This is a genomic window from Pseudomonas sp. Xaverov 83 (genome assembly GCF_019352905.1).
Lineage (GTDB): Bacteria > Pseudomonadota > Gammaproteobacteria > Pseudomonadales > Pseudomonadaceae > Aquipseudomonas > Aquipseudomonas yamanorum.
Genome location: NZ_JAAAFU010000049.1, coordinates 109701 through 129346, shown reverse-complemented (window position 1 = coordinate 129346; position 19646 = coordinate 109701). Strand labels below are relative to the sequence as shown.

At 60.8% G+C, this 19646-nt stretch carries 18 protein-coding genes; 10 read left to right on the top strand and 8 right to left on the bottom strand.

Going from position 1 to position 19646, the window contains the following annotated elements:
- Positions 1-72 precede the first annotated feature (72 nt).
- Entirely contained in the window at positions 73-975 is a 903-nt protein-coding gene (gene nhaR / locus K0H47_RS16130) for a transcriptional activator NhaR (protein WP_063031267.1), read from the top strand.
- A gap of 4 nt (positions 976-979) precedes the next feature.
- Here the strand turns inward: nhaR and K0H47_RS16125 are convergent, their stop codons facing one another.
- Positions 980-2134, bottom strand: a complete 1155-nt coding sequence (locus tag K0H47_RS16125; protein ID WP_218263439.1) for an MFS transporter — start codon at positions 2132-2134, stop codon at positions 980-982.
- Positions 2135-2348: 214 nt separating this feature from the next.
- Here K0H47_RS16125 and sstT point away from each other — a divergent pair, with 214 nt between their 5' ends.
- Positions 2349-3569 carry a serine/threonine transporter SstT gene (gene sstT / locus K0H47_RS16120; RefSeq protein WP_063031271.1) on the top strand — a complete coding sequence of 407 codons (1221 nt, stop codon included), beginning with the start codon at positions 2349-2351 and terminating at the stop codon, positions 3567-3569.
- Positions 3570-3639: 70 nt separating this feature from the next.
- Here the strand turns inward: sstT and K0H47_RS16115 are convergent, their stop codons facing one another.
- Complete coding sequence (locus tag K0H47_RS16115) at positions 3640-4149, bottom strand: DUF1993 family protein (protein WP_003211233.1); 510 nt, start codon at positions 4147-4149, stop codon at positions 3640-3642.
- 126 nt (positions 4150-4275) lie between these two features.
- Between K0H47_RS16115 and K0H47_RS16110 the strand changes: the two genes are divergently transcribed.
- Positions 4276-4923 carry a YceH family protein gene (locus tag K0H47_RS16110; protein ID WP_063031273.1) on the top strand — a complete coding sequence of 216 codons (648 nt, stop codon included), beginning with the start codon at positions 4276-4278 and terminating at the stop codon, positions 4921-4923.
- A 98-nt stretch (positions 4924-5021) separates the two neighbouring features.
- On the opposite strand, the gene K0H47_RS16105 is transcribed toward K0H47_RS16110, so the two are convergent.
- Positions 5022-5840 carry a shikimate 5-dehydrogenase gene (locus K0H47_RS16105; RefSeq protein WP_063031275.1) on the bottom strand — a complete coding sequence of 273 codons (819 nt, stop codon included), beginning with the start codon at positions 5838-5840 and terminating at the stop codon, positions 5022-5024.
- 241 nt (positions 5841-6081) lie between these two features.
- On the opposite strand from K0H47_RS16105, the gene K0H47_RS16100 reads away from it, so the two are divergent.
- The 3 genes from K0H47_RS16100 (at position 6082) to K0H47_RS16090 (ending at position 7142) form a co-directional block, all read left to right on the top strand.
- Complete coding sequence (locus K0H47_RS16100) at positions 6082-6435, top strand: hypothetical protein (RefSeq protein ID WP_017475503.1); 354 nt, start codon at positions 6082-6084, stop codon at positions 6433-6435.
- A gap of 232 nt (positions 6436-6667) precedes the next feature.
- A complete protein-coding gene (locus tag K0H47_RS16095) occupies positions 6668-6862 on the top strand; it encodes a hypothetical protein (RefSeq protein WP_003211226.1) in 195 nt (64 codons plus the stop codon).
- 100 nt (positions 6863-6962) lie between these two features.
- Complete coding sequence (locus tag K0H47_RS16090; RefSeq protein WP_017475504.1) at positions 6963-7142, top strand: hypothetical protein; 180 nt, start codon at positions 6963-6965, stop codon at positions 7140-7142.
- Here the strand turns inward: K0H47_RS16090 and K0H47_RS16085 are convergent.
- Positions 7139-8200 carry an AI-2E family transporter gene (locus tag K0H47_RS16085; protein WP_063031278.1) on the bottom strand — a complete coding sequence of 354 codons (1062 nt, stop codon included), beginning with the start codon at positions 8198-8200 and terminating at the stop codon, positions 7139-7141. The two genes, K0H47_RS16090 and K0H47_RS16085, sit on opposite strands and share 4 nt — an antisense overlap.
- A 149-nt stretch (positions 8201-8349) precedes the next feature.
- Between K0H47_RS16085 and yegQ the strand changes: the two genes are divergently transcribed.
- The 4 genes from yegQ to K0H47_RS16065 all read left to right on the top strand — a co-directional run bounded on the left by yegQ (position 8350) and on the right by K0H47_RS16065 (position 15216).
- Positions 8350-9669 (top strand): tRNA 5-hydroxyuridine modification protein YegQ, encoded by a 1320-nt coding sequence (gene yegQ / locus K0H47_RS16080; RefSeq protein WP_219273196.1) that lies wholly within the window; start codon positions 8350-8352, stop codon positions 9667-9669.
- An 80-nt stretch (positions 9670-9749) separates the two neighbouring features.
- Entirely contained in the window at positions 9750-10991 is a 1242-nt protein-coding gene (locus K0H47_RS16075) for an exonuclease SbcCD subunit D C-terminal domain-containing protein (RefSeq protein WP_063031283.1), read from the top strand.
- Entirely contained in the window at positions 10988-14626 is a 3639-nt protein-coding gene (locus K0H47_RS16070; protein WP_219273194.1) for an AAA family ATPase, read from the top strand. The genes K0H47_RS16075 and K0H47_RS16070 overlap by 4 nt, the downstream gene beginning before the upstream one ends.
- Positions 14623-15216 (top strand): glutathione S-transferase, encoded by a 594-nt coding sequence (locus tag K0H47_RS16065; RefSeq protein ID WP_219273193.1) that lies wholly within the window; start codon positions 14623-14625, stop codon positions 15214-15216. Before K0H47_RS16070 ends, K0H47_RS16065 begins: the two co-directional genes overlap by 4 nt.
- Positions 15217-15352: 136 nt before the next feature.
- Here K0H47_RS16065 and K0H47_RS16060 read toward each other — a convergent pair whose 3' ends face one another.
- From K0H47_RS16060 to K0H47_RS16045, 4 genes are all read right to left on the bottom strand, one after another.
- Positions 15353-15532, bottom strand: a complete 180-nt coding sequence (locus K0H47_RS16060) for a hypothetical protein (protein ID WP_017475510.1) — start codon at positions 15530-15532, stop codon at positions 15353-15355.
- A 156-nt stretch (positions 15533-15688) separates the two neighbouring features.
- The gene (locus K0H47_RS16055) at positions 15689-16864 is read right to left on the bottom strand and encodes a lactonase family protein (protein WP_219273191.1); all 1176 of its coding nucleotides are present in this window, start codon (positions 16862-16864) and stop codon (positions 15689-15691) included.
- On the bottom strand, positions 16851-17147 hold the full coding sequence (locus tag K0H47_RS16050; RefSeq protein WP_010172342.1) for a DUF5629 family protein: 297 nt from the start codon (positions 17145-17147) through the stop codon (positions 16851-16853). Before K0H47_RS16050 ends, K0H47_RS16055 begins: the two co-directional genes overlap by 14 nt.
- Before the next feature lie 118 nt (positions 17148-17265).
- Positions 17266-19641: an RND family transporter gene (locus tag K0H47_RS16045; RefSeq protein WP_063031291.1), complete on the bottom strand. Its 2376-nt coding sequence runs from the start codon at positions 19639-19641 to the stop codon at positions 17266-17268.
- Between the last annotated feature and the right edge of the window lie 5 nt (positions 19642-19646).

Here is a 19646-nt window from a genome sequence, read left to right as displayed (position 1 = left end):
TGCAGGCGAACACTTCAGTAAAATTCGTATTTTTTTCGTTTATACTTCGGTTTTCACGAAGTGTTGACTGCCATGCTCAATTACCGACAACTGCACTACTTCTGGGTCGTCGCCAAGACCGGCAGCATCGTGCGCGCCTGTGAGCAACTGAACCTCACGCCGCAGACCATCAGCGGGCAGATCAGCCTGCTGGAGCAGACCTTCGGCGTGGCCTTGTTTCAGAAGGTTGGGCGCCAACTGGAGCTGACCGAAGCCGGGCGCCAGGCGCTGCCCTATGCCGAGCAGATGTTCCAGCTGGGCAATGAGCTTGAAGCCATGTTGCGCACCCAGCCCAATGAGCAGCAGATCCTGTTCCGGGTCGGCGTGGCGGATGTGGTGCCCAAGTCCATCGTCTACCGGCTGATTGCGCCGACCATGGAATTGAGCGAGCCGATCCGCATCACCTGCCGTGAAGACAAACTCGAGCGCTTGCTGGCGGACCTGGCGATCCAGCGCTTGGATCTGGTGATCTCCGACAGCCCGATGCCGCCGCACCTGGACATCAAGGGCTACAGCCAGAAGCTGGGGGAATGCGGGATCAGTTTTTTCGCGACCCAGGCATTGGCTGACCAGCATCACGGCGATTTCCCACAGTGCCTGCAGGGCGCGCCGCTGTTGATTCCGGGCGCGGAGACGGTGGTGCGCAGCCGTTTGCTGCGCTGGTTTGCCGAGCAGCAGATCCAGCCACGGATTGTCGGGGAGTTTGACGACAGTGCGTTGATGCAGGCCTTTGGCCAATCCGGCAGCGGGATTTTTATCGCACCCAGCGTGATTGCCGATGAGGTGGAACGCCAATATGGCGTGGTGCTGATCGGCCAGACGGATGCGGTGACCGAGTCGTTTTATGCGATCTCGGTAGAGCGCAAGGTCAAGCACCCCGGCATCGTGGCGATTACCGAAGGTGCGAGACGGGAGCTGTTTACGGCCCTGCCCTGAGGAATCAGGCGCAGATGGCGCGGGTCTTGGCGGTCATCAGCCACAGCGCCAGCAGGATCGACAGCAGGATAAAGCCAGCCGCAGCAAACCCGAGGCTGCCAAGGCCCAGGGTGTCGATCACGTGACCGCCCACCAACGCCCCCAGGCCAATCCCCAGGTTGGCCCCGGCGATGTTCAGCGAGGCGGCAAACGCCGGCGCATGGGGTGCGGCCTTCATCAGCCGCACATGGCTGACCAGAAACAGCGCCGCCTGGGTCACGCCCCATACGGCCATCGCCGCCGCCAATCCGATGGTGGAATGAATGGCGGGCACCAGCGCCACCATGCCCGCGATCATGAAGCCGCAGAACACCATCGACGCGATCAGCGGATGCCGGTCGACCATGCGCCCGCCCAAGGAGTTGCCAATCAGGCCGACCGCGCCAAAGCCCATCAGGCACCAGCCCACCAGGGTTCCGTCAAAACCCGCCAGGCGTTCGAGGATGTCGGCTAGATAGGTATAGGCGGTGAACATCCCGCTGAACACCAGGATCGACAGCAGGATATGGCCCTGCATCAGCGGGCTGCGCAAGATCTTGAACTGGGAGCGCAAGCTGACCTGGTCGTTCTTCGCCCGGGTCTTCGGCAGGTAGATAAACAGCAGCAACGCCTTGGCGAACGCCACCACCGCAAGAATGCCGAAGGCAGTGCGCCAGCCGAACATATCGGAAATCAGCGTGCCCACCGGGATGCCGAAAACCGTGGCGCACACAATGCCGAAGCCGATTTTTTCAATCGCGCGGCCGGCGAAATCCGGCCCGACGATGTCCACCGCCGTCTCGCTGGCCAGGGCCCAGAACACCGGCAATCCCAGCGCCGGGATCAACCGGGCCAAGGACATGACCCAGATATTCGAGGCCACTGCTGCAAGGGTGTTGGCCAGGCCGAACATGATCAGGATCGTGATAAACAGCCGCTTGCGCTCGAACCGCGCGAAATACGCGGTCAGGAACGGGCCAAACGCCGCCACGGTAAAGGCGAACAACGTCACCAGCAACCCGGCCTGGGACACGCTCACGTCGAGGTCCCGGGCGATGGAAGGCAACAGGCCCACAATGATGAACTCTGTGGTCAGCACGGTAAAACCGGCCGCCGACAGCAGCAGGATCGGAAACAACATCAAAAACTCCAGAAAACAGCGACATCAACGACAGCCCGGAGGGCCCGCTGATAGAGAGGAAATAAGAGGATGGGCAATGTTAACAGAATGTGTAGCAGCGTGGCGACGGAACGCCGCACCCGGATTAGACGTTTCCTACAGATGTTAGACTTCGCCCCTGCCAGATTCATGCTGCCTAGCTGCATCTATTAAAAAAACTAGAGACAACCCTTTTATGACTGCTGCCCCTTCCCTCTTTCAACGCCTGATGTCTATCAGCCTGGTCACCCAAATCGTCATCGGCCTGATCGCCGGTATCCTGCTGGCCCTGCTGTTACCCGACGTGGCACAAGCCACCGGATTTATCGGCAAGGTCTTTGTCTCGGCGCTCAAGGCCGTCGCGCCCATCCTGGTGTTTGTGTTGGTGATGGCTTCAATTGCCAACCACAAGCATGGCCAGGAAACCCATATCCGGCCGATCCTGTTCCTGTACCTGCTGGGCACCTTTTCTGCCGCCGTGGTCGCGGTGATCGCCAGCACGCTGTTCCCCTCCTCGCTGGTACTGGCCACTCACGATGTGGCCATCAGTCCTCCCGGCGGCATCGGTGACGTGTTGCAAAGCCTGTTGCTCAGCGTGGTGGACAACCCGGTCAGCGCGCTGATGAATGCCAACTTCATCGGTATCCTGGCGTGGGCCATCGGCATGGGCATCGCCATTCGCCATGCCAGCGACACCACCCGCACCGTGCTGGGAGACCTGTCCAACGGCGTCACGCTGATCGTGCGCATGGTGATCCGCTTCGCGCCCCTGGGGATCTTCGGCCTGGTGGCCTCGACCCTCGCCACGTCCGGCTTCGGCGCCCTGCTGGGCTACGCGCACCTGCTGCTGGTGTTGATCGGCTGCATGCTGTTCGTCGCGCTGGTGATCAACCCGGCCATCGTGTTCTGGAAACTGCGCCGCAACCCTTACCCGCTGGTGCTGATGTGCTTGCGGGAAAGTGGTATCACCGCCTTCTTCACTCGCAGTTCGGCAGCCAACATCCCGGTCAACCTGGCGCTGAGCAAGCGCCTGGGCCTGCATGAAGATACGTACTCGGTGTCGATCCCCCTCGGTGCCACCATCAATATGGCCGGCGCGGCCATCACCATCACCGTACTGACCCTGGCCGCCGTGCACACCCTGGGCATTGCCGTGGACATCCCCACCGCCATATTGCTCAGCGTAGTCGCTGCAGTGTGCGCCTGCGGCGCGTCGGGGGTTGCCGGGGGCTCGCTGCTGTTGATTCCTCTGGCATGCAGCCTGTTCGGCATTCCCAGCGAAATCGCGATGCAGGTGGTAGCCGTGGGCTTCATCATCGGTGTCTTGCAGGACTCGGCGGAAACCGCGCTGAACTCGTCCACCGACGTGCTGTTCACCGCTGCTGCGTGCCTGGGCAAAGAAGAACAGACCGCGTAAACCTTAGGCGCACAAAAAAGCCCGGGGCGGTTCGTGAATGAACTGCCCCGGGCTTTTTACGACTTAAGGCTTAGAACGCGCCCATGTAGTCGCGCTTGCCCACTTCCACACCGTTGTGACGCAGCAAGGCGTAAGCGGTGGTGACGTGGAAGAAGAACTGCGGCAGGCCGTAGCTCAGCAGGTACGACTGGCCGCTGAAGCGCTTCTCTTTCGGCGTGCCAGGGCGGGTGATGATTTCGATGCCTTCTTTGCCGTCGACCTGAGCCGGGGTGATGGTGTCGATAAACGCCAGTACCTTGGCGATCAGCGCTTGCAGGTCGGCGAAGGTCACTTCTGTATCGTCGTATTTCGGAACTTCGATTTCAGCCAGGCGGGCAGAAACGCCTTTGGCGAAGTCGACAGCGATCTGCACCTGACGCACCAGCGGGAACATGTCCGGGTACAGGCGTGCTTGCAGGAAGGCGTTCGGGTCGATGTTCTTGGCGGTGGCGTGGGCTTCGGCCTTGTTCAGCACATCGCTCAGGGCGTTGAGCATTTGCTTGAAGACCGGGAGGGAAGCGGCGTACAGGGAAATAGTCATGACAGTCTCGACAGTTGTGGCAGGGTTTGAAACAGCGGCGATTATAGACATGCCGGCCGCCAGCGCCGCTTGTCTTTTATTTTTTCAGGATTAGGCTAGTGGGCTCACTGCATTAGGGAAAGCGCGATGACCACCGAGCACGACACCACTTCCGAAGAGCCGCGCCTGAACAGCACGGAAATCCGCATCCTGGGCTGCCTGATCGAAAAACAGGCCACCAGCCCTGAAACCTACCCGTTGACCCTCAACGCGCTGGTGATCGCCTGCAACCAGAAAACCAGCCGCGAACCGGTGATGAACCTCAGCCAGGGCCAGGTCGGCCAGAGCCTGCGGGCCCTGGAAGGTCGCGGGTTTACCCGGCTGGTGATGGGCAGCCGCGCCGACCGCTGGGAGCATCGGGTGGACAAGGCCCTGGAACTGGTGCCGGCCCAGGTGATTCTCAGTGGGCTGTTGTTCCTGCGGGGGCCGCAGACGGTCAACGAACTGCTGACCCGCAGCGGGCGCATGCACGAATTTGAAGACACCGAGCAAGTGGTGCATCAACTGGAACGCCTGATTGCCCGTGGGCTGGCGTTGTTGGTGCCGCGTCAGTCGGGGCAGCGGGAAGATCGGTACATGCACGCCTTGGGTGACCCGGCGGATATTGAAGCGATCCTGGCGGCGCGTGGGAACCCGGTGGAGCGTGGTGCGGGAAGTGGGGTTTCCCTGGAGCGTATCGAAGAGCTGGAAGCGCGGATTGTGGCGCTGGAAGAGCGCCTTTCGCGGCTAGAGTAATGTTTGTGGTGAGTGAGCTTTGGTAGGGAGGGAGCTCCCTCGCCACAAAAGCTCCCTATCCACAGCAAGCTCCCTCGCCACACAGTCAGCGGCGATGCTCAGCTTCGCGCAAACGCCACCGCCGCCTGAAACTGCGCATCCGTCGGCCGTACGCCGGTGTACAGCACAAACTGCTCCAAGGCCTGGATGGCGATCACTTCCAAACCGGTGATCACGCGTTTGCCCTGGTCGCGGCCGCGCAGGATCAGCGGCGTTTCCGAGGGAATCGCCACCACATCGAATACGGTCTCGGCCGCATCAATGGCATCAGCCTCAAACGCCAACTGATCTGCTTCCGCCCCTCCGGTCATGCCAATCGGCGTCACGTTGACCAGCATCTGCGGGCGCAAGGCACCCAACTGCGCCTGCCACTCATACCCCAGGCTCTGGGCCAGTGCCCGGCCCGCCACTTCATTACGCGCCACAATCACGCCCTTGGCATAACCGCCATCGCGCAACGCACTGGCCACCGCCTTGGCCATACCACCGCTGCCGCGCAGGGCGAAAGTCGAGTCCTTGGGCACTTCGTGCTTGCGCAGCAGTTGCTCGATGGCGATGTAGTCGGTGTTGTAGGCCTTCAAATGCCCATTGGTGTTGACGATGGTATTGATCGACGCAATGGCCCGCGCCGAATCATCCAGCTCGTCCACCAGGGCAATGCACGCCTCCTTGAACGGCATCGACACGCCACACCCACGAATGCCCAACGCACGAATGCCACCGACGGCGCCTGGCAGGTCCTGGCTGCTGAAGGCCTTGTAGTAGAAATTCAGCCCCAACTGCTCGTACAGGTGGTTATGAAAACGCAGGCCAAAGTTCCCGGGGCGCGCCGACAGTGACATGCACAGTTGGGTGTCCTTGTTGGGGTTCATCTGCATCGGTAACTCCTTGAAGCCCTTCCAGAGGCGGTTTCGGATAGACGGAATACCCGCGCCGGCGGGTTGTCGTGGATCATACGCACTGTGCCCGGCCGCTTGTGTAAGCCAACCGATACAGACCTTACACAACCTTTACCTATAGGCCGTGCTGTTTTTTAGAAATACGCTGTCTTAAAAGTATCCCCGCGACAATCCTTGAGTCTATTGATTGCAGACCATGAGCGCTGGGGCTAACCGAGGAATGACCATGATTCGTAAACTCCCCAAGATCGCCTTGCTTATCGGCGCACTCGCTATAGCAGGACAAGCCTCCGCCCACGGTGGTGGTTGGGGTGCTCCGCTTGCACTGGGGGCCGTTGTCGGTGCAGTGGTAGGCGGCTCGATCGTTGCCAGCCAGCAGCAACCGGTCTACGTGCAACAGCCGGTGTATGTCCAGCCGCAGCCGGTGTATGCCGCTCCGCCGCCGGTCTATTACGCACCGCCACCGCCGGTGTATGTGCAGCAACGGGTTTATTACCGCCCGGCACCGGTCTATTACGGCCCACCGCGCGGCTACTACGGCCCTCCACACGGCTATTATGGTCGCGGTTGGTAAGCATGAACTGACACACCTGAACAGGCTCCGCCCTAAAAGCGGGGCCTTTTTTTGGCCTGTTGGTCTGAATAAATCTCGCCAAGGTCGTAATAAGGACAATGGCTGTGGCCAAATCCCACATCATTGATCTCAATTGACGCTTGCCCGAACCGGGTCTGCGCTGTCATGTTTGTGTCTTAAAAGGCCTCCACTATCAACACTGTCCAGTCAATAACAACAAGGACGATTGACCATGCCCACGCAAAACCCCCATCGCACCGCCGGCCTCTGCACCTCAAGCAAGGTCTATAGCGTACTGACCGAACTCAAGGCCCTGGAAGGCCATCGCAACGCCAAGTTCCTGTCCTTGCTGACGGAAAACCTGGTGCGCAAGGGTCTGCTCAGTGAACAGGAAGTGGTGCACATGCTCGACCAGGTTGTCGACTGATTGATCGCTCGATAACAGTGATGTCGACTATCGAGCGGGTTAATTTTCACTTAAGGCCTGCACACCGTAATGTCACCTCCATAGCGTCTTGGAGGTCATCATGCCCACTATTCAAATCATGTCCGTTATCGGCAGTGCCGTTCCCGCCCCTCTTCGGGAGCTGGGTTTGCTCGCCTGCTGGTACCTGGTACGCGATGGCGAACCCATCAGCGGCCCACTCACCTCGTTGCCAGCCGCCCAGGCCCTGTCGGTCAGGATGGCCCATTGTTTTCATGCCTAAGGCAATTGAACCCGCGGTTTGGTTTCGACAAACAGCGCCCAGCTGGACATGAACAACGCAGCAATCAACGGGCCGATGACAAACCCGTTCAGGCCAAAGATCGACAGGCCGCCCAAGGTTGAGATAAGGATCAGGTAATCCGGCATACGGGTGTCCTTGCCCACCAGGATGGGCCTCAGCACATTGTCCACCAGCCCGATCACAAACACCCCGAACAGCGCCAGCACCACGCCTTGCCAGGTCGACCCGCTGAGCAGGAAATACGCCGCCACCGGCCCCCACACAATCCCCGCGCCCACCGCCGGCAGCAGCGACAGAAACGCCATCAACACCGCCCAGAGCAACGCGCTGGGAATGTCCAGAAACCAGAAAATCAAACCACCCAACGCCCCTTGCGTGACCGCCACCAGCACGTTGCCTTTCACCGTGGCCCGCACCACCCGGTTGAACTTCAATTGCAGGCGACGCTTCTGCGGTTCGGCCAGCGGCACGGCGGTGCGCACCTTGCGTACCAGCTCCGGACCGTCGCGCAGCAGGAAGTACAGCAAGTACAGCATGATGAAAAAGCTCACCAGGAAATCAAACGTGCCCTGGCCGAAGCTGAACGCCTGGGTCGCAAAAAACTGGCTGCCCTGCATCGCGCTCTTGACGATCTTCTCCCGCAGGCCTTCCAGGTTACCCATGCCGAAGCGGTCCAGCAGATGCTGGAAATACGGTGGCAGGAAATTCTTGAACTGCTCGATGTAACCGGCAACGTCGAGCTTGCCGCTCTCGACGTTCTTGTAAAGCGTCGCGCCCTCCTGCACCAGCAAGGCACTGGTGATGATCACCGGCAAAATCGCGATCACCAGGCACACCGTCAGGGTTGCCAGGGAGGTGAAGTTGCGGTTCCAGCCAAAACGTTGCTGGAAGCGCCGTTGCATGGGCGCAAAGATGATCCCCAGGATCACCGCCCAGAACACCGCGCCGTAGAACGGCAGCAAAATCCAGATAAACGCGATGGTCACCAGGGCGAGCAGTAACAGCAGGGTTTTGAATTGCAAGTTGGTTTGGTTCATGTCCGATCCATGTCTAAAACACCAGACGCTCATGTGCGCCTTGATGTTTAGTCCGCTGCAAATCCCGCGAGTGCCCTACTTATTAGACCTGGATCAATAAACCCCGTGCTCGCCCCGGCTACCCTGCCGCCCTTTTGCGACCCGAACCCATGCCTCCCGTTATCGCCCCCGAACTGCTCGCCCCCGCCGGCACCCTGAAAAACATGCGTTACGCCTTTGCCTACGGCGCCGATGCCGTCTACGCCGGGCAACCGCGCTACAGCCTGCGGGTGCGCAATAACGAGTTCGACCATGCCAACCTCGCCCTCGGCATCCAGGAAGCCCAGGCCCAGGGCAAGCGGTTCTACGTGGTGGTGAATATCGCGCCCCACAACGCCAAGCTGAAAACCTTCCTCAAGGACCTCGCCCCGGTGATCGCCATGGGCCCGGACGCGCTGATCATGTCCGACCCGGGCCTGATCATGCTGGTACGCCGGCACTTCCCGCACATGCCGATCCACCTGTCGGTACAGGCCAATACGGTGAACTGGGCCAGCGTCGAGTTCTGGCAGGCCCAAGGCATCTGCCGGATCATCCTGTCCCGGGAGCTGTCGCTGGAGGAGATCGAGGAAATCCGCCAGCACGTCCCCGCCATGGAGCTGGAAGTGTTTGTGCACGGCGCGCTGTGCATGGCCTATTCCGGGCGCTGCCTGCTGTCGGGCTACATGAACAAACGCGACGCCAACCAAGGCACCTGCACCAACGCCTGCCGCTGGAAATACCAGGCCACACCTGCGGTGGAAAACGCCGTTGGCGACATCGTTCAGCAGTACGTGCCCGAGCCGACCCTGGGCCTCGGCGCGCCCACTGACCAGGTGTTCCTGTTGCAGGAGGCCAACCGCCCTGACGAGCAGATGCCCGCCTTCGAAGACGAGCACGGCACCTACATCATGAACGCCAAGGACCTGCGGGCGGTGCAGCACGTCGAGCGGCTGACGCGCATGGGCGTGCATTCGCTGAAGATCGAAGGTCGCACCAAATCCCACTTCTACTGCGCCCGCACCACCCAGGTGTATCGCCAGGCCATCGACGACGCAGTGGCCGGGCGCGACTTTGACCGGGGTTTGATGACCAACCTCGAATCCCTGGCCCAGCGCGGCTACACCGAAGGTTTCCTGCGCCGACACGTGCATTCTGAATACCAGAACTACCAAAACGGCAGCTCGGTGTCTGAACGTCAGCAGTTCGTCGGCGAGCTCACCGGTGAACGGCGCGGCGAGCTGGCCGAGGTCAAGGTGAAGAACCGGTTTGCCGTGGGCAATCACCTGGAACTGATGACCCCAACGGGGAATTTCCACTTTGACCTGGCCACGCTGCACAACGCCAAGGGCGAGGCTATCGAGGTGGCGCCGGGCGACGGCCATACGGTGTATCTGCCGATCCCGGCGGAAATGGACCTGAGATTCGGGCTTTTGATGCGGGATGTTTAAGCATTAGCACAGTAGAATTGGCGGTTATGCGTACCGCCACCCTGTCTTGAGCGGTCACCCTCTTTTTTACGGAGATCGCCTTGCGTCTGTTTCACACCTCCGACTGGCACCTTGGGCAAAACCTGCACGGCCAGGAACGCGACTTCGAACACGCCTGCTTCCTCGACTGGCTGCTGGGCCAGTTGGGCCTGCATCGCCCGGATGTGCTGCTGATCGCCGGCGATATTTTCGACACGGTCAACCCGCCGCTCAAGGCCCAGGAGCGGCTGTATGACTTCATCATCAGCGCCCACGAGCAAAACCCCGCACTGACCATCGTGATGATCGCCGGCAACCACGACTCCGGCTCGCGCATCGAACTGCCGGCGCCGTTGATGCGCCGCCTGCGTACCCACGCCCTGGGCCGGGTGCTGTGGCTGGATGACGGGCAATTGGATGTCGAACGCCTGCTGATTCCGTTGCCCAGTGCCGACGGTGAAATCGCCGGCTGGTGCCTGGCCCTGCCCTTCCTGCGCCCGGCCGAAGTGACCGGCGCGCAATTGGGGGACGATTACCTGCGGGGCATCGGCCAGGTTCATGAATGGCTCATCGCCGCTGCCAACGCCAAGCGCCAACCGGGCCAGGCACTGGTTGCCATCAGCCATGCGCACATGGCCGGCGGTTCGGTGTCGGAAGATTCCGAGCGCAGCCTGATCATCGGCAATGCCGAAGCGCTGCCCGCCAGCCTGTTTGATGCCAGCGTCAGCTACGTGGCCCTCGGCCATTTGCACAAACCCCAGCGGGTGAATGGCGAGGAGCGTATTCGCTACTGCGGCTCGCCGATTCCACTGTCGTTTTCGGAAATCGGCTACCAGCACCAGATCCTCGATGTGCAACTGGACGGCGAAACCCTGGTCAGCGTCGAATCCCGCCTGATCCCGCGCTCGGTCAACTTGCAACGTCTGGAAGCCGCCCCCCTGGCCGACATCCTCAAGCAACTGGCCGAGCTGCCCGACATCGACCTGCTGGCGGAAACCCAGCGCCAACCGTGGCTGGAAGTGCGGGTGCGCCTCGACGAGCCGCAACCCGACCTGCGCCAGCAAGTGGAAAACGCCCTGCAAGGCAAGGCCGTGCGCCTGGTGCGCATCGCCGCTGAATACGCAGGCAGCGGAGGCCGTGAAGACAGCCAGGAAGACCGCCTGATCGAACTCGACCAGCTCACGCCCCAGGAATTGTTCAGCCGCGCCTGGCAGGAAAGTTACGGCAGTGAAGTGGACGAACAGACCCTGAAGGACTTCGCCGTGCTGCTCCAGGAAGTGCAACAGGAGGGCGAACAGCCATGAAGATCCTCGCCATTCGCCTGAAAAACCTTGCCTCCCTGGCCGGGCCGTTTGAAATCGACTTTACCGCCGAGCCCTTGGCCAGTGCCGGGCTGTTCGCGATTACCGGGCCCACGGGTGCCGGTAAAAGTACCTTGCTTGATGCACTGTGCCTGGCGCTGTTTGGCGCCGTGCCACGCCTGGGGGATACCGGCCAGGCAAAAATGCCGGATGCCGACACCGATATTTCCATCGGTGACCCACGCACCCTGATTCGCCGGGGCACTGGCGGCGGTTATGCCGAAGTGGATTTTGTCGGCGTCAGCGGCCGTCGCTACCGCGCCCGCTGGGAAGCCAACCGCGCCCGGGACAAGGCCAGCGGCAAGCTGCAAGCCAGCCGGCAAAGCTTGATCGACCTGGACAGCGAGCAACTGCTGGCCAGCCAGAAAACCGAATACAAGACCCAGCTGGAACTGGCCCTGGGCCTGAACTTCGAGCAGTTCACCCGCGCGGTATTGCTCGCGCAAAGTGAATTCAGCGCCTTCCTCAAAGCCAACGACAATGAGCGCAGCGAACTGCTGGAAAAGCTCACCGACACCGCGCTCTATACCCAACTCGGTCGCCGCGCCTTCGACAAGGCCAAGGATGCACGGGACGCCCACAAACACCTGCAAGACCAGGCCACCGGCGTCACCCCGCTGGCCCCTGAAGCCCGCGCTGAGCTGGACGAACAACTGACTGCCGCCCAGCAGCAGCTCAAGACCCAGCAGGCGCAGCTCAAGCAGCTTGAGCTGCAGCACACCTGGCTCAAGGAACTGCGGGAATGGCAGGAGCGCCAACAAGGCGCGGTCGAGCAACTGCAGCAGGCCCAGCAACACTGGGAAAGCCTGGGCCCACAACGCCTGGACCTCAGCCGCCTGGAGCAACTGGCACCGCAACGTCATCACTTCACGCGTCAGGCTGAACTGACCACGCAGTTGCAGCCCCTCGCCGCGCAGATCCAGCAGCACCTTGAGCAACAAACCGCGCTGCACACCCGCCAGACCCAACTGCAACAGCAGCAGGCTGAGGTGCAAATCGCTCTCGCTCAGGCCCTGAAACAACAAGCCGATGCGGTGCCCCTGCTGCGTCAGGCTTTCGAGGAGCAAACCACCCTCGCCCACTTGACCCGTGAACTGGCCAGGCGCAGCGAAGAAAAACAGTTGGGCGAAGCCGCCTGCGTGGAAGGCCAGGCTGCGTTGACCGGCTTGCTCGACAAGCAAAAACTCGTCGCCGAGCGCCTGCACCGGCTGGCCGCAGAACTTGAGCGCAGTGCCGCACTCGCCCCCTTGAGCGATGCATGGAACGCCTACCGCGACCGCTTGCAACAGCTGATGCTGATCGGCAATCGCCTCAATAAAGGCCAGGCTGAACTGCCGCAGTTGGAAGAGCGCGCCACCCGCCTTGGTGAAAAGTGGACCGAGCAACGCGCAGCCCTGGACTTGCTGTACCACGAAGCCGGCGCCGAACCCCATGCGGTGGCCGAGCAGATCCAGTTGCTGGGCAGCCTGCTCCAGGACAACCGCAAGCAACATCGCGCGTTTGAAGACCTGGCGCGGCTGTGGGACAGCCATCAGCAACTGGACACTCAAAGCCAGGCCCTGACGCAAAAGCAGGCCCTCGCCCAGCAACAACGTGAACTGTTGAACCAGAGCGGCCTGCAAGCCAAGGCTGATCTGGCCGTCGCCGAACAGACCCTGACCGTCACCAAGCACCTGCTGGAACGTCAGCGTTTGGCCCGCAGTGCCAGTGTCGAGGAATTGCGCGGCCAGTTACAGAATGATCAACCATGCCCCGTGTGCGGCAGTGTCGAGCACCCGTATCACCACCCCGAAGCGATGCTGCAAAGCCTGACCCGCCACGACGAAAGCGAAGAAGCCAGCGCGCAGCAAGCCGTGGACGTGCTCAAGGAAAAACTCACCGAGCTGCGCGGCGAAGTCGGCGGCCTGATCGCCCAGCAAAAGGAATTCCTGCAACAGCAAGAGCAACTCGCCAGCCAGTTGCAGGCTTTGCTGCCCGCTCTTGAAGCCCATCCGCTGTCGGCCTCGCTGTTCAACCAAGACGCGGCCAAGCGTGATGCCTGGCTTGCCCAACAACTGAGCCAGCTCAGCCAGAGCCTCACCCAGGATGAACAACGCCAAGGCGCCCTGCTCAACCTGCAACAAAACGCCGGGCGTATGCAGCAACAACTGCAAGCCGCTCAGGACGCCAGCCAACAGGCGCGCCAGTTACTGATTGACCAGCAACGGGAACTGTCCAACGACCGCGAACGCCTGGACGAAGAACTCAACGCCTTCGCCAGCCTGTTGCCGAGCGAGACCCTCGACGGCCTGCGCAGCGAGCCGGCGGCGACCTTCATGCTGCTCGACCAGCAGGTCAGCCAACGCCTGGAACAGCTCGATAACCAAAAGGAAGAATTGGCCGAGCAGCTGCAGCGTCAGCAAGCCATCGAGAAAGAACAGGACCGCCAGCAACATCGCCAGCAGCAGTTGGAGACCTTGCAAAAACAGCTCGCCGAACAAAGCGCCCTGCAACACGCCGCCGAGGAGAAACTCGCCGGCCTGCTGGGCGAAACCCCCAGCGCCGAGCACTGGCAGCAGCAACTGGACCAGGCCGTCGACCAGGCGCGCCAGCATGAGTCCGAGGCCAACCAGCAGTTGCAGGACACCCGCAACCAGTTGATCCAAGTAGCAGCCAACCTCAAGTCGCTGCAAGAGCGCCAACAGTCTCTGGAAACCGAACACGCGGCCCTCACTACGCGCCTCAGCGACTGGCGTGCCTTGCACCCGGAACTCGATGACGAAGGCCTGGCCCGCTTGGTGGCCTTCGATGAGCCGCAGGTGGTTGAGTTACGCCAGCAACTGCAACACAGCGAAAAAGCCGTCGAACAAGCCAAGGTGTTGCTGCAAGAACGCGAACAGCGGCTCAAGGATCACCAGGCGTTGCACAATGGCAACCTTGAAGCCGAGCAACTGGACAGCGCCCTGGCCGAACTCAATGCCGCGCTGGTCATTGGCGAAAAACACTGCGCCGAACTGCGCGCCCAACAGGCCGACGACCAGCGCCGCCAGGATGCCAACCAGGCCTTGGCGGCGGAGATCGCCAAGGCTTACGAGGAATGGCAGCGCTGGGCACGCCTGAATGCGCTGATCGGTTCGGCCACTGGCGATACCTTCCGCAAGATCGCCCAGGCCTACAACCTCGATCTGCTGGTGCACCACGCCAACGTGCAACTGCGCCAACTGGTGCGCCGCTACCGCCTCAAACGCGGCGGCAGCATGCTCGGCCTGCTGGTGCTCGACACGGAGATGGGCGACGAACTGCGCTCGGTGCATTCGTTGTCGGGGGGCGAGACATTCCTCGTCTCGCTGGCCCTGGCCTTGGGCCTGGCGTCGATGGCGTCGAGTACGTTGAAGATTGAGTCGCTGTTTATCGATGAAGGCTTTGGCAGCCTCGATCCCGAGTCGCTGCAACTGGCGATGGATGCCCTCGACGGCTTGCAGGCCCAGGGCCGCAAGGTGGCGGTGATTTCCCATGTACAGGAAATGCACGAGCGGATTCCGGTGCAGATTCAGGTCAAGCGCCAAGGCAATGGCTTGAGCACCCTGGAGGTCAAGTGAGCGAGGGGGTGTTGTATTCATTCCGCCGCTGCCCGTATGCGATGCGGGCGCGGATGGCCTTGCGGTATTCGGGGGCGGCGGTGCAGATCATCGAGGTCAGCCTCAAGGCCAAGCCGGCTGAAATGCTGGTGTTATCGCCCAAGGGCACGGTGCCGGTGCTGAGTGTGGATGGCCGGGTGATCGATGAAAGCCTGGCGATCATGCGCTGGGCCCTGGCGCAGAACGATCCTGAGGGTTGGTTGCTTGGGGATGATGAGGCGACGCAGGCGCTGATTGACGAGAACGATCAGGGCTTCAAACATCAATTGAATCGATACAAGTATGCCGAGCGTTATCCGGAGCAGCCGATGGAGCACTATCGGGCCGAGGGTGAGGTGTTTTTGTCGAAGCTGGAAGAGTTGCTGGCGGAGCGCGAGTATTTGCTGGCCGGGCACTTGAGCCTGGCGGATGTGGCACTGGCACCGTTTGTGCGGCAGTTTGCGCATGTGGATCGGGAGTGGTTTGGACGGGCTCCCTATCCGCGGTTGCAGGCTTGGTTGCAGCGGTTTCTGGAGTCGCCGTTATTCATCGCCATAATGGCAAAACCCTGAGACTCAATACGATTAATGTGGGAGCTGGCTTGCCTGCGATAGCGGTGCATCAGTCGACAAATCTGTTACTGATAAACCGCTATCGCAGGCAAGCCAGCTCCCACATTTGATCTTCAGCGTTTGGTAAAACTAACGCTCAGTTCTGGATTTTGTGGTCCAGCGCTGCGTAGAAGTTGGCGCTTTGTTGCAGGTACTTCTGGGTGTAGGCGCTGGTGCTGGTTTTTTTGCTGCTGATTTCAACGCTGGCCGCAGCTGGCAATGCAACGGTGGCGGAAACAGCGGAAGCGGCGATGATCGAGAAGAGATTGAAGTTCATGTCGGTAACCCTTGTGTTCGGTTGGCTGAGTGGCCTGTGTTGGCCTTGGAACCAAACTTACGCCCGAGGGGTTAGCCTTAGAAATTCATTGAAACACTAGCCGCTATTAATACGATTAATACAACCAGTCAGGCCCCGCACTGCGGGGCCTGTGGCTTATTGTCGCGGCAAGAACTTGAGGTCGCTGGGAGCATCAATCGCCAGTTTCTGCACGGTTTTGCCCAAAAGACCGGTCTTGGGGTCGCGCTCGACGACCACAATCTCGTTGCTCTTCTGGTTGGCGATCAGCAGAAACTTGCCGCTGGGGTCCAGGGCAAACTCCCGGGGATGGTCACCTTCCACCGAGCGGCGCTGGATCTCTTTCAACTGCGCAGTTCCCGGGTCGATGGCAAACACCAGCATCTGGTTGGCGGTGCCACGGTTGCTGACGTAGAGGAACTTGCCGTCGCTTGAGGCATGCAGCGCGGCGCCGGCCTTGTCGGACACCGGCTGGCCGTCCGCAAAGTCGACCAGTTGCTTCTGGGTCAGCTTGCCATCGTTGTAGTCGAACACTGCCACTTGCGCGCTCATCTCAGTGGTCAGCCAGGCGTGCTTGCCGTCTGCGGTGAACAGCAAGTGCCGTGGGCCACTGCCCGGTGGCAATTGCACAAACGCAGGATCGGCCGGGGTCAGCGGCAATTCATGGTTGGCCTTGGGATCGTAGTGGTAGGCAAAGATCTTGTCCGCCCCCAGGTCCTGGACAAACACGTACTTGCCGTCTGGCGAAGACACCACCGAATGCACGTGATTGGACGCCTGACGCTCCGGGTTGACCCGGCTGGCCGGATGCCCACTCAACTGCACCGGCGGCGACAGCTTGCCTTCGGCGTCTACCGGCAACACCGCGAGGCTGCCGCCCGGATCTTCCAGTACGGAATAGTTGGCCACGAACAGGTAGCGCCCATCACTGGCCAGGCTGGAATGGGTCGGCTCGTTGCCCAGGCTCTGCACCTGGTTGATCAGGGTCAGTTGATGGTTTTTCGGGTCGATGCTGTAGCTGCTGACGCGCCCCACCGGGTCTTTTTGGCCTGGGCCGTTTTCATTGACCACAAACAGGTGCTTCTGGTCTTTGGACAGGGTCAGCCACGACGGGTTGGCCGCCTTGGCAGCGAGCACCGGCTGGCCGTTGAACTGCCCGGTACGGCTGTCGAACTGCAAGCGGTAGATACCTTCACTGGTGCCGGCGGTGTAGCTGCCCACCAGTAACTCATAGGTGTCCACCGGCGCGGCCTGGACCGACATTGCGCCTACGCTGCCGGCCATCAGCAGGGGCCAGAATTTACGCATCATCATCCGCTTCATCCTCGTCATTATTGTTGCCGGTGACGCCGCTCATGCAGACCAGGCGGTGTTCGCCCGAGTCACCGGTAAGGGTCCAGCTTTGCAGTGTTTGATCAAAGGTCGCCGCCTTGACTTGCTCCAGGCTGAAACTCCAGCGCTTCTCGGCACGACCGTCCATGCAGATGATCAGTAACTTCTGGTCATCCAGGCTGAAATCGAAAGTGTGCAGACCATCGATTTCGACCATCTGGCAGTCTTCAAAAGCGTTGAGCAAGGTAGCGGTGTCGGCAGTCATAACCATCAATCATCAAGGGGAAAGACCTCATGATAGGTCAAATCGTTGCATCGGCCTAAGCCCGCGCAAAGCAAAACGCCGTGGCACAGGCCACGGCGTTTTGACGAACAGCGTTGGATCAGTGAGCGAACAGCGAATTGCCCTTCTGCCCCGCCAGCTTCTCGGGTTTGATCAGGAAGCGTGCCAGCGCCGGCAGCAGCCACAGCGCGCCGAACATGTTCCACAGCAGCATGAAGGTCAGCATCAAGCCCATGTCGGCCTGGAACTTGATCGCCGAGAAGATCCACGTGGCCACACCGATGGCCAGGCACAGGCCGGTGAACAGCACGGCTTTACCGGTGGACTTGAGGGTCTGGTAATAGGCTTCCTGCAACGGCAGGCCGGCCCGCAGGAAACTCTCCAGGCGGCTGTAGATGTAGATGCCGTAGTCCACGCCAATCCCCACGCCCAGGGCCACCACCGGCAAGGTCGCAACCTTGACGCCGATACCCATGAACGCCATCAGCGCGTTGCCCAGCACTGAGGTCAGCACCAGCGGCAACACGATGCACAGGGTCGCCGCCCAGGAGCGGAAGGTGATCATGCACATGGTGGCCACGCACAGGTACACCAGGATCAGGATGGTCAGCTCGGACTCCTTGATCACCTCGTTGGTGGCGGCTTCGATCCCGGCGTTACCGGCGGCGAGAATGAATTCCAGGCCGTCCTTGTTGTTCTCCTTGGCGAAGTCCTGCACCGCATGCACCGCGCGGTCGAGGGTTTCGGCCTTGTGGTCGTTGAGGAACACCAGTACCGGCGCCAGGGAGCAATTGTTGTTGTACAGGCCATCGGCACGGGCAATGGAATTGTTCAGCACATCCGGGTTACGGGACAGGGTTTCCCATTTCAGGTTGCCCTCGTTCATGCCCTTAATCATCTGCTTGGACACGGTCACCAGCGAGATGGCCGACTGCACGCCCTCGGTGTTCTGCATCTTCCACATCAACTGGTCGATGGGCGCCATGGCTTCATAACGCGAGCAGCCTTCCGGCGGCGTCTTGACCATCACCACCAGCACGTCGGAGCTGGTGGAGTAGTTGTTGATGATGAAGTTGTTGTCCTTGTTGTAGCGCGAGTCCGGGCGCAGCTCCGGTGCGCCCTGGTCGAGGTCGCCGATCTTCAGGTTCTGGCTGTACCAGAGGCCGCCACCGAAGGCGACCAGTGCCAACGCAATCGACACCGGCGCGACTTTGGGGCTGGCGAATTTCGACAGCAGGCGCCAGAACGGGTGTTCGCGGTGTGCATCTTTCTTGCTGCGCTCGATGGCGCGTTTGCTGATGCCCACGTAGGAGATCGCCACCGGCAGCAGGATCAGGTTGGTGAATACGATGACCGCCACACCGACCGAGGCGCCGATGGCCAGTTCACGGATCACGCCGATGTCGATGATCAGCAGGGTGATAAAGCCGACCGCATCGGCAAGGATCGCGATCATTCCCGGCAGGAACAACTGGCGGAACGTACGCCGGGCGGCGGTCAGGGCGTTGTCGGCATCACTGGATTGCAGGGCGATCCCGTTGATCTTCTGTACACCGTGGGAAATACCGATGGCGAAGATCAGGAACGGCACCAGCATCGAGTAGGGATCGAGCCCGAAACCCAGGGCATGCATCAACCCAAGCTGCCAGATAACCGCCACCAGCGTGGTGCTCAACACCGCGACGGTACTGCGCAGGCAGTTGGTAAACCACAGCAGCAGCACCAGGGTGATGACGAAGGCGATACCGAAGAACATCACCACCATCACCAGACCGTCGATCAGGTCGCCGACCTTCTTGGCAAACCCGACGATGTGGATCTTGACGTTGGGGTTCTGGGCTTCGAACTTGTCGCGGATCTTGTCTTCGAGTTCATGGGAGAACTTGCGATAGTCCAGCGCCAGCAGCTTGCCCTGGTCTTGCGGGTCCGGGTAGGACTCCAGCAGCGGGATGTCGACGATGCTCGATTTGAAATCGTTGGCCACCAGCCGCCCGACCTGCCCGGACTTGAGCACGTTGTTGCGCAACTGGTCGAGGCTTTCCGGCGAGCCGTTGTAGCTCTGGGGGATCACCTCACCGCCGGCAAAACCTTCCTCAGTGACTTCGGTCCAGCGCACGCTGGGGCTCCACAGGGACTTGAGCCCTGAGCGGTCGACGCCGGAGATGTAGAACACCTCGTCGTTGATCTGGCGCAGGGTCTCCATGTACTCCTTCGTGAAGATGTCACCGTCCTTGGCTTCCACCGAGATGCGCACCGTGTTGCCCAGGTTCGCCAGGTCATTGCGGTGCTCCATCATCTTCTCGATGAAGGGGTGCTTGAGGGGGATCATTTTTTCGAAGCTGGTGGACGGGCGAATCAACGTCGCCTGCCAGAACAGGAAAATACTCACCAGCAGGCAGATCGTGATCACTGCCGGGCGGTTATTGAAAATCAGGCGCTCGAGAAACGTGGCCTTGTCGTTGTGATGACTGCTCATGGTGT

Coding starts and splice junctions, on each gene's coding strand:
- nhaR (WP_063031267.1), top strand. CDS start 73: ATGCTCAATTACCGACAACTGCACTACTTCTGGGTCGTCGCCAAGACC.
- K0H47_RS16125 (WP_218263439.1), bottom strand. CDS start 2,134: ATGTTGTTTCCGATCCTGCTGCTGTCGGCGGCCGGTTTTACCGTGCTG.
- sstT (WP_063031271.1), top strand. CDS start 2,349: ATGACTGCTGCCCCTTCCCTCTTTCAACGCCTGATGTCTATCAGCCTG.
- K0H47_RS16115 (WP_003211233.1), bottom strand. CDS start 4,149: ATGACTATTTCCCTGTACGCCGCTTCCCTCCCGGTCTTCAAGCAAATG.
- K0H47_RS16110 (WP_063031273.1), top strand. CDS start 4,276: ATGACCACCGAGCACGACACCACTTCCGAAGAGCCGCGCCTGAACAGC.
- K0H47_RS16105 (WP_063031275.1), bottom strand. CDS start 5,840: ATGCAGATGAACCCCAACAAGGACACCCAACTGTGCATGTCACTGTCG.
- K0H47_RS16100 (WP_017475503.1), top strand. CDS start 6,082: ATGACCATGATTCGTAAACTCCCCAAGATCGCCTTGCTTATCGGCGCA.
- K0H47_RS16095 (WP_003211226.1), top strand. CDS start 6,668: ATGCCCACGCAAAACCCCCATCGCACCGCCGGCCTCTGCACCTCAAGC.
- K0H47_RS16090 (WP_017475504.1), top strand. CDS start 6,963: ATGCCCACTATTCAAATCATGTCCGTTATCGGCAGTGCCGTTCCCGCC.
- K0H47_RS16085 (WP_063031278.1), bottom strand. CDS start 8,200: ATGAACCAAACCAACTTGCAATTCAAAACCCTGCTGTTACTGCTCGCC.
- yegQ (WP_219273196.1), top strand. CDS start 8,350: ATGCCTCCCGTTATCGCCCCCGAACTGCTCGCCCCCGCCGGCACCCTG.
- K0H47_RS16070 (WP_219273194.1), top strand. CDS start 10,988: ATGAAGATCCTCGCCATTCGCCTGAAAAACCTTGCCTCCCTGGCCGGG.
- K0H47_RS16060 (WP_017475510.1), bottom strand. CDS start 15,532: ATGAACTTCAATCTCTTCTCGATCATCGCCGCTTCCGCTGTTTCCGCC.
- K0H47_RS16055 (WP_219273191.1), bottom strand. CDS start 16,864: ATGATGATGCGTAAATTCTGGCCCCTGCTGATGGCCGGCAGCGTAGGC.
- K0H47_RS16050 (WP_010172342.1), bottom strand. CDS start 17,147: ATGACTGCCGACACCGCTACCTTGCTCAACGCTTTTGAAGACTGCCAG.
- K0H47_RS16045 (WP_063031291.1), bottom strand. CDS start 19,641: ATGAGCAGTCATCACAACGACAAGGCCACGTTTCTCGAGCGCCTGATT.